The organism is Pseudoalteromonas sp. MMG005, from assembly GCF_018101015.1.
GTDB lineage: Bacteria > Pseudomonadota > Gammaproteobacteria > Enterobacterales > Alteromonadaceae > Pseudoalteromonas > Pseudoalteromonas aurantia.
Genome location: NZ_JAGJEK010000005.1, coordinates 144,354 through 160,341 on the forward strand (window position 1 = coordinate 144,354; position 15,988 = coordinate 160,341).

A 15,988-nucleotide genomic window follows, 5' to 3' on the forward strand; every position below is an offset into this window, starting at 1 on the left:
AAGATGTGAATGGTCTATTAAATTAGCTTTTAAGACTTAATGAATCATTTACAAAGGGTAATTTGGCTATATAATGCGCGCAAATTCATCTTTGTTGGGTATATTATGTTTAAATTTATCTCTTTGGTTGTTGCGGTTTCTACTACTTTGTCAGTTCAGGCTGAGAAAGTACAATATACTCAGGGCGATGCTTCTGTTGCGTCAAAAGTGTGTGTTGTTGCTGCCGAGCAAGGGCTAAGTGCTGCACGGGCTGCAGCATCACAACACGGTATTCATATCTCTCGTTTTTCGGCCAGTGTATTGTGCAATGGTGAAGATATTCGTGATGTGGCAAAGAAGGTGAACAATGACACTCGTTCAGATGCAAAAAAAGTGGCTCTTTATGCAAAAACGTCAACATCAGCAACAGAGTTATGCATAAAAGCAGCTAAAAATGGTTTATCAAGTATTTCAAAATATGGTCATAAGGCACGTAGCTTACGTTGTAATGATGTACCAGTGAGAGAGTTCGTCAGAAAGTTTGAAAATACGGCAATTTAAATACGATTATTATCGTGAATTGTTTTGATAAAAGCGCCAGACAATGAGTCTGGCGTTGTTATGTTACTCACTGCTAAATAGCCGCTTATGTGTCCTTCTAGCGTACTCATCAGTCATGCCTGCTAAATAGTCAGCGAGTACTCGCATTTTCTCTGCTTTTGAATTTGCCTGCATATACAATTCTTGTGTTGTATATGGGAGTAGGCGTAGAGGATCACTGGCCAAAGCTTCAAATACGTCAATCAGTAAATTTTGACCGCTAAATTCGATTTGTTGCATTTTAGGTTCTCGAATTAAGCGCTCAAAAACAAACGTTTTTAATACTTGAAGAATTGCTGCGTATTCAGCATTTATTTCAACGCTGTATTTGAGTAATGGCGATTCAAAGTCATTATGTTGTATGACTAAATGGCTATTAATAATAAATAAGTTTACAAGCTCCCCAATGGCGTCTTTTCGTAATGACTCGTCAAAAGAGAATAACCTTTCGGTTAGCGTATTTAAGTTGTTACTGAGCCATTTAGATGGCACTGCTTTGAGTTGTGGTAATGCGTAGTTTTGCCAATCAGTTAAGCTGAGTGTACTCGTGGCGATGGCATCTTCCAAGTCATGGACAGCGTAAGCAATGTCATCTGCCAGCTCCATTATCGCGCAATCTAAAGACTTAAATTGTGTTTTGCGTTTGTGGCTGTCAAAAGGTCTGTTGGTTTGCAGTAGCCTACGGTCTGTCTCTGAAAAAGGATCGAGAACCCAATTAAAAACGTCTAAATCACATCGATATACGCCTTTAGCTGGGAGCCAATCTTTGGCTTTAATGAAACGTCGATTAGTGTTGTGTTTCGGTATGTTGAACCACAAAGTATCAATAATAGCGGGATATTTAATAAACCCTAATAATGTACGCCGAGTAAGGTTCATCCCAAATCCATTACTGTAGGGTTCAAGTTTAGACACAATCCTTAAGGTTTGTGCGTTACCTTCAAACCCACCGTATTCTCGCATTAAGTAATTAAGGGCGGTTTCGCCACCGTGGCCAAATGGCGGATGGCCAATATCATGTGCTAGGCATAGTGTTTCGATTAAACTGGTCGAAGGGAAATGTTCAAAATCAGGGTTTTGAATACGTAAATGGCGTAGTACACCACTGCCTATTTGTGCAACCTCTAATGAGTGAGTAAGTCGAGTTCTATAGAAGTCGTTCACACCGATACTCATTATCTGAGTTTTTGCTTGTAGTCGCCTAAATGCAGCGGCATGAATAATACGTGAACGGTCTACTTGCCACGCAGAACGATTATCGTTTGGCCGGTTTTTCTGTTGTTCCGATAGTCTATGTTGCCAAGCAGACTGCATAAGTACTCCATGATTAATGGGCATAGTAACGCACGTTGTACATATCGATTATGCGGTGAATACGCATAAACTCGCGTTTAATTGCTACTTTAAGTATAATACGCCGTTAGTTTAAAATGAAAGAACGAAGTAATAGCGTACACATATGCTGATAGTAGCAAGTTATATCAGTAACTTACAGCCAAATTATGGATATAGGCTGGTACGCTCAATGATGAGGAAAGACATGCAAGTCAATGTAGTTAGAGTAGTCATTTTTATAGTGTCATTATGGGGGTTAGCTTACCCATTTTTGTATAAACCAGCTCCAATCATAAAACCAAGTGAAACCACCCCGGTGGTGATTGAGACACCGCCAATTGTTGCCGAAAAACCGTTACACACTGTGAGGCTCCCAAAATTTTCGCAGATAAAAGAGGTTGGACAAAAGAAGCAACAATTTTTTGATTTTATTAAGCCACACATTATCGCGGAAAATAAAGCCATACAGCAGCAGCGTGCAAGTATTGAAATTGCACTTATGATGTTACAGTTTGATGAAGTATTAACGGGCGCACAAACCGACAAGCTGAATAAAATATATGATTATTACCGTTTGGAGGGTGAGCGTTATACCGAAGAGAGTTTAAAGGTCGCGCTATCTCATGTCGATGTGATCCCCAAAGAGTTGGCGTTAATGCAAGCGGCAAATGAATCTGCATGGGGGACTTCTCGGTTTGCACGTATTGGATTAAACTTCTTTGGTCAATGGTGTTACAAAAAAGGGTGTGGCATGGTGCCGCGACGTAGAGACAATGAAGCGGAGCATGAGGTTGCTGCATTTCAATCCGTTCGAGCTGCCGTTAAGTCGTATTTTAGAAACATTAATACACATGAGGCTTACCAAGGACTAAGAGTAAAGCGTTCCGAATTAAGAAGTAATAAACAACCAGTTGAAGCAACTGCCTTAACGGCTGGTTTGATTTCATATTCAGAACGTGGAGAAGCATATGTAAATGAACTGAATGATATGATCAGACACAATAAGGCTTATTTTGATGAAGAGTAATTGGTTTTGCGCAGCAGTGTTATTAAGCATGTCGTTTATGTCACAGGCCACAGAGTTTGTTGTGTCATATGATGGTTTTTACGACAGATTGAAAGTAATTGAAAAAGGTGAGTTCGAGTTCGCTCGCATAAACTTCTATGTTGTAGACAGTACAACGTTAGCACCTTGTAAAATTGGTAGTGGGAAAATTATAACAGAAAATAGCGAAGCGCCTTTGGCGTATACAGATCAAGCTCAATTACTGTTGCCATTTGATAAAAAGCTAGACAAAGATAAAGCGGTGCTGGTTATAGAACCCCGTGACCCTCAGCATCAATGCCAATTGAAATTTCAAATTGAAGCAGAGCATTTTGATAGCACGCAATTGACTAAAGCGAGTTTATATCAATTACACAATGAATTTGATACGTTACTTTCTGATCTGTCAGGGTTTTTTGTTAGTAAGTTAATGCGCTTTTTACTACCGGAACAAAAAGGAGTGATAGTTGAATTCTCTCAACCCGTGGCTTTAGATAATATAGATATTAAGTGTGAACGTACATTATGTCATTTTGCAGTGGATGCCACGTGGGATGGAATTGAAACTGCATTAGTAGATACGCCAGCTTCGATTGTGTCAGTGAAACCTTGGATATCAAAATAGGTCTTTTACGCTTAGTTCTGATATCTAACGAGCTATAGAGGTTACGAGTATGAAGGTAACGAATAAAGTCGACGATGTGCAGCTATTTTTTGGTGATGTGACGATGTTGGAAATAGTTTGCTAAGGTTGAACCGATATTAGCTATTAATCATATGAATTAGTACGGCACTTTAAGTGCCGTTTTTTATGTCTACTTTTTGGTAAAAGCGCTATAGACGACGGTGTGTTGGAATATTAAGTAGTAATACTTGTAAAATGTGATTGTGTTGCTATATTGGGTACCTTGTTGAGACCAACATTAAAATAAGGATTATCAATGAAAACTCTATCAATACTATTTGCTGGTGCAGTTTTATCTTCAGTGGCTTACGCGGCGGATACTATTCCCGATGGCTGGGCAGGCACTTACAAGGGGGAATGTGAGCTTATTTCTCCTCGACACGGGTCTTATTATAACTTTGCAATGTCTTTAGAAATTGCGGCACAAGATACTGGTAAGGTTTCGTGGACGCTCAGTTATGGCTCAGGGCAATCAGCGAGTGTACGTAACTATAATCTATTAACAATCAATGCTGATAGAGGCCATTATGCTGTGGATGAAAATAACGGGATTGTGATTGATCAATTCCTAACAGGTAATGAGTTTATAAGTATGTTTGAAATTGGCAGTAGTAAAATTCAAACAACATACGCACTCGATAGCAATGGAACAATGGATGTGTCAATGGATAGTTTTACTTTTAAGACAATTCGTGATGCTGAAATTGGACCATACACTGTTGCTAATTACGGTTTAAAATCGAAACAAAAGTGCCGCTTATATAAGTGGTAAGTTGAATGCAACTTAACAAAGCAGTGGTTTGTAATTGTAATTACTAGCCACTTCTTATGTACTAACTTCGTGAAATTCGAAAAATACAAATGATAATGCTATAAATTTATCCTATCACGCATTGGTTGAATCTCTGGCTTCATTGCCTTTTCGCTGCAAGTACGCACCCAGCTCGCCTTATTCTGCATTAAATTAATGTTATGCTGTGAATTGAATTAGTTAAAAACCTGGAGGTATAGGCTTATTTATTGACGAGTTCAATTTACCTGTTTTAAAGTTCAGCATGTCAGCTATTTTGGCTTAATCGTCAAACCTGGTCACTTTCTTTATAGCCACTACTATGTATCGTTGTTTTTTCTTATATAGTCCGTTGTATTAGCATACAAGTATGAGTCACAAAATGTGATAAATTTCATGTTCAATGTAAATAATATCGATATCTAAACAAAACCCTTAATCAATGGCCAAGGTATTTTATTTCACTATTCGGCAAAATAAAATATAAGTAATTGATATGAATAATTATGTTTTTATTTTCACCTGTCGGCTACCGCTTTTAACAATCAAGATTTTAGTTTCAAAAAGTACTCTGTTTTTTTCAAGAATTACCTAAGATTATAGTTTACATATTGTTAATGTAATTGACTGTAATTTACCCATGCAACTATATTCAGTACTATCTATTAAGATACTGATTCATAGATTTACGATGTTGAGCAGCTTGAAATACAAGTATGTTTATTGTTGTGATAATTTGATTTATATTTGCGGGTTGTTAATTTTTTTGTTGTTTATCTTTATTTTTTAGGTGTTTGTGGTAGCATTTTTGTAAATATTCATGGTGTTGGACACCTTTAGTAGTTTTTTATTGGCACACTTATAAGGTTATTTTTGCGAGATTTGTCATATTATTTGAGTACTCGTTTATTTAAATGAGTGCATAAACTAATTTCGAAAGACGTTTTATGAAAAGTCTACCTTTAGAGTTAGTTTATGTCTTTAGGCAATAAGATGTAGTAAGAAAGGTGCAGTTAAATTAGCAGTGCTGGTGGTTTAAGCGGTTAGTTTTACCTTTGATTTGCAATAAATGTTTCACTAAACCCTGCCATTTTAGAAACACAGAATGCACGGTTTTTAATAAATGTTTATTGATGATATTTAATTGATTCTATTTTTTCAATTTTAAGTGGTAATAGGCTGAAACACCTTGAGTAACGCGATTTAATGCACTTTACTGTGTCAATTGCCGTGCTGAGGATGTGACATCTGACTGATCCGCAGAACCAATGATGGGCATGGAATGAATACAGATTTAGTGACTAGGTTAGTCGCATTGGCTAATACACGTGGTAGCGACATTGCATATCAATATTTTTATGAAGACGGTAAGCCATGTAGAGTAATGAGCTACTCTGAACTAGACGAGAGAGCAAAGCAAGTTGCAATACACCTTCAGCAACATTTTTCCAAAGGCGACCGAGCACTCTTATTGTTTAACTCAGGCTTTGAATTTGTTGAAGCTTTCTTCGCTTGCTTATATGCAGGTATTATTGCAGTTCCTGTTTATCCACCTAAAAAAAATCAAAATGTTGATCGCTTAAGAAGCATAGTGACTGATGCGGGTGCGAAAGGTGCCTTAACCAGTGAGAAAATTTATGAAATTGCACGCCCTCTATTTGATTCTGAAGCGCAATTAGCCAAACTAGCCGTATTTACAACTGATTCAGAAAGCACCACTAAGATACAAACGCAGCAATGGTGTTTTAGTGATATTTTATTGGATGATTTAGCATTTTTGCAGTATACCTCGGGGTCAACGGGTAACCCTAAAGGGGTGATGGTTAGCCACGGCAATATCATCGATAACCAAGAAATGATGAAAATTGCATTTGGGCATGATAATTCAACCCCAATAGTCAGTTGGTTGCCACATTTCCATGATATGGGTCTTATTTTTGGTATTTTGCATCCGATATATATTGGTGCACCGGCATCCTTAATGAACCCAACTTATTTTTTGCAAAAGCCTTACCGATGGCTAAAGTTGTTGAGTGACACCAAAGCCGTGACCTCAAGCGCCCCAAACTTTGCATATGATTTATGCGTTGATACTGTCAAAGATGCAGATTTAAAATCGTTAGATTTATCACATTGGCGTTCTGCATTAAATGGTGCAGAGCCTGTAAGAGCAAGTACTTTAGAGCGTTTTGCGCAAAAGTTTGCAGAGTGTGGATTACATAGAGACAGTATTGCACCTTGTTATGGCATGGCTGAAACGACGTTATTTGCCACTGGAGGTAAATTGTCTGTCGCGCCAACGGTATTGCGCTTGGCCAGTCAAGCGTTAAAAGGTGGACAAGCTCGGTTGTTGAGCACGCAAGAATCTATGCCCTCTCAATCAGGTATCTTTTTTGACTTTGATAGTATCTCTGAAGAGCAACCCTATTACGCGGTTTCATGTGGTATTGCGTGGCATAATCATACCGTCGCAATTGTAAACCCAGAGAGTAAAGAGCGGTGTGATGATGGTGACACAGGGGAAATTTGGGTTAAAGGTGCAAGTGTTGCACAAGGATATTGGGGTAAAGAAGCGCTAACAAAAGAGATATTTCAAGCACATATTGCAGATGACAATGATGGCCCGTATTTACGCACGGGAGATTTAGGGTTTATCTTTCAAGACGAATTATTTGTCACAGGTAGATCAAAAGATGTGCTTATTTTTCGGGGTAAAAATTATTATCCTCAAGATATAGAGCTTACGGTCAGCAATGCAAATGAGGCATTAGATGCCAACGGAGGGGCTGCATTTTCAATTGTGTCATCGCCGGATCAACAAGCAAACCAATCAGCAGCGCAAGAACGTTTGATCATAGTCCAGCAAGTAAAACGTACTGCGGTGCGTAAGCTAAACCCCGAGAGCGTAACCGCTGACATTATGGCCGCGGTAACACAACATCATGGTGTAACACCATATGAAGTTGTGTTAATCAAACCAGGTCGTATTTTAAAAACATCTAGTGGTAAAATTCAGCGCCAAGAAAATAAACGGCACTACGTAGAAGCCTTATTTTCACCTTTATATCGAACCCTTCATGGGCATGAATTAGCTGAAACTCACGCGCCATTAACGGCAGGTTCTTCACAAAACGCATCAGGCAAATTATTGATAGAAAAGCTGTTGCAGCAGGTCGTTGGTCAAGAGCTCGAAAGTAATGCTCCCGTTTTAGACGTGAATGCACCTTTTCACTCGTTGGGTGTTGATTCTATGAGGGCGGTACGGATCTCTGGCGAGTTAATGGAAATGCATGGCATTGAGCTGGAAGCAACAGTGTTATATGAATACCCGACTATTGCTCAGCTTAGTGACTATTTGTGGCAGTTTGAGCAAGTACAAAGCGTGGTTTTACAGAGTAAAGGTATTGAAAACGTTATAAATCAGAGTGACATGGATGATACGGTAAAAAACATCAACACTCCGATTGGTAAAAGTATAGAGCAGGCTTTAGATAAGAGAGATGTTGCAGTTATAGGTATGGCTTGTCGCTATCCGCAGGCAAATAATATTGAGGAATTTTGGCAGCTCATTTGTGATAAACGAGACGCCATTTCTTTACCTTCCGAAAGGCGTCAGCAATTGTGTCCTAATTTGGAAGCGGGTCGGTTTGGTGGATATTTAGAAGACATTGCGCAGTTTGATGCCGCTTTGTTTGGTATCTCTCCAACGGAAGCAAAATATATTGATCCTCAACATCGTTTACTACTGCAAGTCAGTTATCACGCCATCCAGGCTGGTGGCTATTCCCCCTCAGCTTTATCAGGAAGCAATACAGGCGTGTATGTGGGAATTTCACAGAACGACTACTTTGCCATGTCACAGCAGTTTGATAAACAAAATGCTTATCTTGGTACTGGGACAGCACTGAGTATTGCAGCAAATCGGCTATCGTACTTTTATAATTTTACGGGGCCTAGCATTTCGATTGATACAGCATGCTCTTCATCTTTAGTGGCGCTTCATCAAGCAATTCAGAGCATCAAAAGAGGAGAGATCTCTCAAGCGATTGTGTGTGGTGTGAATTTGATTCTCAGTGATGAAGTGACTAAAGCCTGTGAAGCCGCACAAATGCTTGCTGATGATGGTCGTTGTAAAACATTTTCAGACGCTGCTGATGGATATGTTCGTAGTGAAGGTGTTGGTTGTTTGTTTTTGAAGCCATTGGAAGAGGCATATCGAGCGCAAGATCCAATACAAGGCATATTAAAAGGCAGTGCTGTAAATCAAGATGGACGCAGTAATGGTATTACAGCGCCGAATGGCTTATCACAACAGACTGTTATTAAAGCCGCTTTAGACAACGCAGCTGTTTGTGCTGAAGATGTACAGTATGTTGAAGCACATGGAACTGGTACTAAATTGGGTGATCCTATCGAGTTATCAGCGCTAAGCAAAGTATATAGACCTCAGGGTCAAATGGCGTCTCCCATTACTGTCGGCGCGGTTAAAGCCAATATAGGCCACTTAGAATCAGGCGCCGGGATTGCAGGTGTCATTAAAACTCTATTGTGTATGCAGCATGGAAAAATTCCTGCTCAGCCCCACATTAATACACTTAATACGCATGTTCCTTGGGCAAAAATGCCTTTAGTCGCAAATACTTCTGATACTCATTGGCCAAAAGAGGATTTAGCACATTATGCAGGGGTAAGTTCATTTGGTTTTGGGGGAACCAATGCGCATGTAATTTGTGAAGCTGCACCTAAGCAAAATCCCCTTGATGTTAATTTACTGGCGCAAACAGGGTTTTATTTGCTTGCTGTTTCAGCAAAAACGCCTTTGGCACTGCATCAGTCTCTTAATCGTTACAACGAGGTGTTAGCTAAACTAGACGCTAATGAGTTTGATGCATTGGTTTATAACAATGCAATGCAGCCTCATATGAGAGAGTATAAGCGGGTGGTACACGGTTTAAGTCGATCACAATTACTTGAAAACCTGAACATGGCTAACAAAACCTATAGTGCGCATCATGACGGCGGGTCTAATAATATCAGCGAGTTGGCTTTATTGTTTACAGGGCAGGGTGCTCAGTATGCAAATATGGCAAAGTCTTTGTATTCAACACAGGCAGTATTTAAGGCTGCGATAGACGAATGTAATGATTTGCTAGAGGGTCAGCGAGCAGAAAGTTTGCTGGACGTGTTATACGGCAATCCACAAGCTGAATTGTTCAACGAAGCACAGTGGACACAAATTTGTTTATTTGCCGTGGAATACGCTTTCTCAAAGTTATTGTTAAGCTTAGGTATTACACCGAAATATTTGGTCAGTCATAGTGTTGGAGAATATGCTGCTGCATGTATTGCAGAGGTTTTTTCTATCGAAGATGCAGTTAAACTGATTGCTGCTCGAGCATCGTTAATGGCAGAGCTGCCTAATGAAGGCCGAATGATATCAATACGCTGTACTGATATTGTGGCACAAGAAATAGTTGCGAAGTGCCATGCTGACTGTTCAACTCAGGTTTGCATTTGCGCATTTCATGCAGAGTCAGGGGTGGTGTTATCTGGGCACAATACCGCGATTGATTTTGCATGTAGGCAGTTAGAACAGAAGAAAATTAAATATAGGGAGGTAAACACTGCACGTGCTTTTCACTCTACATTAATGGCACCTATGCTTAGTGAGTTTGCAAAAGTAGCCAATAGCATTACTTTCTCTTTACCTAAGTATCCCTATTTGTCTTCGGTTACAGGTGAGTTTGAAACTGACGCACTGACAACCCCTGATTATTGGGTGCAACAAATTATTAAACCTGTACGGTTTGATTTGTGTCTGCATCAATTAAATAAAGTTGCACCACTTTGTACGCTCGAAGTGGGGCCCAAACCTGTATTGAGTGCCCTTGTTCAAGAAAACCTTAAAGATCATCATTGTGAATGTTTGCATGTACTCCATAACAAGGGGGAAGATGTATCGCGCTTTCCAGCAAGTATTGGTCGCTTATTTGAATTAGGGTTGGAGCTTGATTGGTCTTGCGTTTACCCTCAAAAATTGGTTCCAAGGCAGAGTTTACCTGCTTATCCATTTGATGAACATGCTCATTGGATTGTGCCTTTAAATACCCAAGAGAGTAAAAGTAAAGCATCGAACGGGCACCGCCATGCAGATGAAGTTAACGCTTATGTTAAAGGCGCGACTGTTCAAGGCAAGCATAGTGAAGACCGACAAGTCATAATTCAAGAGTTTGTATTGTCTACATTAGCAAACTTATTATCGATGCCGGCTGAAGCAATCCAGACAGATCTACCTTTGCTCGAAATGGGCGTAGATTCATTGATGATCATGCAGGCCGTGCGCTTATATGAAAGGGAGTTTGGCCTTGAGTTTAGTGTGCGTCAGTTTTATGAAGAGTTGAGCACAGTTGATAGTTTATTGGCTTACATTGTACAACATAGTGATTACTGTACTCAGCCAATAGCAGCAAATGTTGAAGAACACGCAACAGACCAATTAGTAAGTGCCGGAGACATTACGCACGGAAATAACACCGTAGCTTCGTGTGCTGTGGGCCATATAAATGGCGAGCTTGTAAAAGAAATTTGTCAAGCGCAATTACACGCTGCTACTCAAGTTAACAACGCGCATAGTCGAGATAGTCTCAAGGCGATCACTGCGCAGCAATTACAGTGGCTAACAACGACGACAGAGCGTAGTCACTCATTACCGTTAGGACAAGATGATTCTGAGGATGCTTTAGAAGGCGTAAATACTGGGTATAAGTACAGCGTTGAGGAAGGTAATGTTACACATTCAGTACCTCAGCCCCAAGTACACAAGTATCAAAGTAGCGTTAATTCAGTCTTGCCATCTTTTCAAAAAAAACAGCTTACTTCTCAATTAAAATCTGAACGTATGCAGCAACATTTTGCGGTATTAAGTGAGGAATATTGTAAAAAAACGGCAAAATCTAAAGGACTAATTAGTGAGAACAGACCATATTTAGCAGACAGTAGAGCCTCGGCTGGATTTAGACTTTCAAGTAAAGAGTTACTTTACCCAATTTTTTCTCAGCGTTGTGAAAAATCGCGAATATGGGACATTGATGGTAACGAGTACATTGATATTGCTATGGATTTTGGGGTTAATTTATTCGGCCATAAACCAGAATTTGTAACACAGGCGTTGTTACAGCAAGTTGAGGCGGGTTTGCAACTTGGGTTAGCCAGCCCGCTTGCGTGTGAAGTGGCATCATTGATTAATGATTTGACCGGTTTAGAGCGTGTCACTTTCTGTAACTCTGGTACTGAAGCGGTCATGACTGCGGTTCGTTTAGCGCGTAATACGACTAAACGTGAAAAAGTCGTTCAGTTTTCAGGTGCTTACCATGGACATTATGATGGCACATTAGCACATGCATTGAGTGAAAGTGACGTTGAGCCAATGTGTTCGGGTGTTCGTCATGGATCAATTAGTGATAATTTGGTTTTAGAATATGCAGATCCTAAGGCGTTAGAGACTATTCGTAAACATGCTTCTTCTATTGCAGCCGTATTAGTCGAGCCTGTACAAAGCCGTCATCCTGAATTACAGCCATGGGCATTTTTAAAAGAATTACGCGAGTTGACGAAAGAATTGGGCATTGCGCTGATTTTTGACGAGATGATCACTGGGTTTCGAGCACATCCAGGTGGAGTTCAGGGGTTGCTAGATATCCAAGCCGATATGGCAACTTATGGAAAAATTGTTGGTGGCGGGCTGCCTATTGGTGTGGTTGCGGGTAGCCACGCGTACTTAGATGGTATTGATGGTGGTGTGTGGCAATATGGCGATACTTCTTACCCCCAAGCAGACACAACGTTCTTTGCTGGGACTTTCTGCAAACACCCATTAGCCATGGCGAGTGCAAAAGCTGTGTTGAGCGAAATAAAACGTCAAGGACCCGCTTTGTTCGATGCTGTGAATGAAAAAACCACGTACTTGAAAGAGACGTTAAATCGGTTTTTTACAGCAGAGCAGATCCCAATTAGCCTTGAAGCCTTTACATCACTATTTAGATTTAAATTTACACAAAACTTGGATGTGTTTTTTTATGAAATGCTCAATCGTGGCGTGTTTATTTGGGAGGGGCGAAATTGCTTCTTATCAGCAGCGCATACGGATGCTGATGTTGAGGCAATTATCCAAGTCGTACAAGACAGCGCACTCAGTATAAAAAAAGCCGGATATTTTGGCGATTCTTTAGCATTAGAATCACAGATAAGTGGTGCCAGTGAAAATGACGCTGTGCCCTTAAGTGATGCTCAGCAGCAATTGCTGGCGTTGGCTTTACGGTCTGAACAAGGTGCAAAAGCCTATCAGTTACAAGCGACGGTGAAGTTAACTGGTACAGTGAATAAACAACGTTTAGAGCGTTCAATTAGGGAAGTTATAAAGCAATACCCAATGCTAAGTTATGGTGTGGATAGCGATACGTTATGTCATAGGAAAGGTGCTTTTAATCAAATATTAATGCCGGTTGTGACAATTGATACAGACGCTCAGCTGACGGCAAATTTAAGCGCCTTGCGTTACGCCCCGTTTGACTTGGATAATGATGTATTATGCCGTTTTAATTTGGTAGAAGATCAGCGAGGCTGCAGTTATTTTAGCCTTGTTGCACATCATATACTGTATGACGGAGTGTCACTACAGATTATTTTGAAGGCGATTGCAGCTTATTATAATCAGGAAGTGATAGAGCCCGCAAATTCAAAACTAGACTTTTTTGCCTATATTCAAGCGCTCAAGCAATACCAACAGACAATAAAATTTGAAGAGGATAGGACGTTTTGGTTAACGCATTTAGCGACCAGCTGTGAGCTCGCCTTGCCAACGAAGTTTGCGTTAGCTGAAAACATCGATGCAAAGGAGGAGATGCATTTTGAGGTGGAAACACGGAGTATACATCTCACAGAGGAGGCCATGCTGAATGTATCGCAGCTTGCTAAACGCAATGGCTGTGGGCAATTTGCTACTTTGTTGTCAATGTACCTTTTATGGTTAAGTAAATTGACGCAACAATCGGTTGTTACAGCAGGGATCCCATGTTCAGATCGACAGTTATTGTCTCGCAGAGATATCGTTGGAAGTTCGGAGGATACTTTTGAGCCTGATATCTTAGATAGCCAGTTGGTGGGGTACTGTACTAATATTCTGCCAATTAATATTGATGTTATGGCGTGCACTCATTTAGGTGAGCTGATCAAGCACGTGCAGTCTGTACTACTGACTGCCTTTGAACATCAGCATTATCCATATTCTGCGTTAACGAAAGAAGACATTCATTTACCCTCTACCTTGTTCAATATGGATAAAGTACCGTCATTACCGGTTTTTGCTGAGCTGAGTATTGATACTGGGCCCTCGGTAACCACCTATAGTCAGTTTGAACTGAATTGTAATGTTACCCAAGTTGGTGAGTCATGGTCGTTAGACATAGAGTTTAATAAACACAAATTTGATACCCAACTATTTGATGGCTTCATACAAAGTTTTGTTGCGTTCATTGAGAAAGGAAACACTCAAGATACGTTGCACTCACCAGCTTGTTCGTTTGTAACTGAATCAGCTCAAAAAACGTTACTTGAAGAGCAGTTCAATAAAGCACAGCAACGACACGTTGACTCGAACAGCTCACAGCCGGCATTAACTAACTATATTGAGCAGTTTGAGCAAATCGTTGCTCAGTACCCGACGCATCCAGCATTGAGTTGTGAAGAACAAACTTTAACGTATGAGCAATTAAATAGGCGAGTAAACGTACTTGCACACCACTTGCGAGCGCTCGATATTGGCGTCGGTAGTTTAGTCGCCATTGCTTTGCCTCGGCGTGTTGAGTTGGTGGTGAGTATATTGGCTGTTTTGAAAACAGGTGCGGCATATTTACCATTAGATTTGGCGTTTCCACAGGCGCGGATAAACTACATTTTAAATGATGCACAAGCGTGCATCTTACTTTGTGATAGCCTATGCGACGACAGTGTATTAAATAGTCGCCATAGTATGACAGTGTTAGATATTGACTCACTATCGAGCACTTTAAATCCAAGCGAGGCGCCTAACTTAAATATCGAGTTATTGCCAACACAGCCTGCCTATGTCATTTATACCTCAGGATCTACAGGTCAGCCAAAAGGCGTTGAAATAAATCATTTAGCGCTAATTAACTTTTTATCTGCAATGGTACAAGCGCCTGGAATATCGCGTTCAGATACGTTGCTATCAGTGACAACCATTGCATTTGATATTGCAATGCTGGAGCTTTTTACGCCAATGCTTGTAGGTGCTCATGTGCTGCTGGCAAGTGAGCAAACATGCAGTGACCCTGCGGCCATTGTTGAGCTCCTAAATATAAACCCTGTATCTATAATGCAGGCGACACCAACACTTTGGCAGTTGCTGTTAGATCACCAGCCTCACTGTGTCAAAGGGTTAAAAGTGCTCTGTGGCGGCGAGCCACTTAGCAAGTCGTTGGCAAAGGCATTTTTGAAAAATGACGTTGAATTATGGAATATGTATGGACCGACTGAAACCACAATTTGGTCTTCACTGAGTCACATCACAGATGCCGAGCACATATCTATCGGAGACGGTATTACAAATACCAGCTTGTATATCATGTCAGACAATGTGCAAGGTGCATTGTTGCCACTACCTACGGGTGTATGGGGGGAGCTGTGTATTGGTGGTGTAGGTTTGGCAAATGGCTATTTTAAGCAGCCTCAATTAACTGCTCAACGATTTATAGAGCATCGTTTTAATGACCAATTTACTCAGCGTTTATATCGGACGGGGGACAGAGCAAGACGTTTACCAAATGGTGAAATTGAGCTCCAAGGACGACTTGATCAGCAAGTAAAACTGCACGGTCATAGAATTGAATTAGGTGATATCGAACATCATTTACGACAAGTTTTGGAAACTAAGAATGTACGTGTATTCATAAAACAAAATGCCGAGCAACAAGCCAGTTTATGTGCGTATTGTATTGATGATGGCATCTTGCAAACACGATGGGCATACAGCGAGATACGCCAAGCACTCACCCTGCGTTTACCAAGCTATATGGTACCTGAATCTGTGTGTTGGTTGCTGGCGTGGCCATTAACGCCGAATGGAAAATTGGACTCGAATGCTCTACCCATACCAGAGAGTATAAAACAGCGAAACATAATACCTGTAGAGCCGAATACCGCCACTGAAGAAGCGCTTCACGGTTGCTTTTTGAGGTTACTTAATACAAGTATTTTAGGCACTCAAGAAAGCTTTTTTGAGTGCGGTGGCAATTCTGTTTTAGCGATGCAGTTGGTGTCGAAAATCAATGCCCAATTCGGGATCCGTATCACTGTTGGCGATGTTTTTGACCATTCAAGCATCGCACTTCTGGCAGTGCGAATAGATGATTTGATGAATGCAATGGCGACATGTTCAGACAGCTCACCAGATATAAAAATGGTGAGTGATATTGTGAGTGGACGCGATATTAGTGCCGCTTTGGATGATGAATCCATGACAGAGATGGACCTATAA

The 15,988-nt window shown here is 40.6% G+C and carries 6 protein-coding genes; 5 read left to right on the top strand and 1 reads right to left on the bottom strand.

Annotated features, from left to right (window positions below):
• Nucleotides 1-105: 105 nt before the first annotated feature.
• On the top strand, nucleotides 106-540 hold the full coding sequence (locus tag J8M01_RS05800) for an exonuclease III (RefSeq protein ID WP_247671015.1): 435 nt from the start codon (nucleotides 106-108) through the stop codon (nucleotides 538-540).
• A gap of 63 nt (nucleotides 541-603) precedes the next feature.
• Here J8M01_RS05800 and J8M01_RS05805 read toward each other — a convergent pair whose 3' ends face one another.
• Entirely contained in the window at nucleotides 604-1,893 is a 1,290-nt protein-coding gene (locus J8M01_RS05805; RefSeq protein ID WP_211057329.1) for an anti-phage deoxyguanosine triphosphatase, read from the bottom strand.
• 226 nt (nucleotides 1,894-2,119) lie between these two features.
• Between J8M01_RS05805 and J8M01_RS05810 the strand changes: the two genes are divergently transcribed.
• The 4 genes from J8M01_RS05810 to J8M01_RS05825 all read left to right on the top strand — a co-directional run bounded on the left by J8M01_RS05810 (nucleotide 2,120) and on the right by J8M01_RS05825 (nucleotide 15,988).
• On the top strand, nucleotides 2,120-2,941 hold the full coding sequence (locus tag J8M01_RS05810; protein ID WP_192507120.1) for a glucosaminidase domain-containing protein: 822 nt from the start codon (nucleotides 2,120-2,122) through the stop codon (nucleotides 2,939-2,941).
• A complete protein-coding gene (locus J8M01_RS05815; RefSeq protein WP_211057330.1) occupies nucleotides 2,931-3,584 on the top strand; it encodes a DUF2987 domain-containing protein in 654 nt (217 codons plus the stop codon). The genes J8M01_RS05810 and J8M01_RS05815 overlap by 11 nt, the downstream gene beginning before the upstream one ends.
• Nucleotides 3,585-3,900: 316 nt before the next feature.
• A complete protein-coding gene (locus J8M01_RS05820) occupies nucleotides 3,901-4,416 on the top strand; it encodes a hypothetical protein (protein ID WP_210996958.1) in 516 nt (171 codons plus the stop codon).
• A gap of 1,300 nt (nucleotides 4,417-5,716) precedes the next feature.
• A complete protein-coding gene (locus J8M01_RS05825; RefSeq protein ID WP_211057331.1) occupies nucleotides 5,717-15,988 on the top strand; it encodes a non-ribosomal peptide synthetase/type I polyketide synthase in 10,272 nt (3,423 codons plus the stop codon).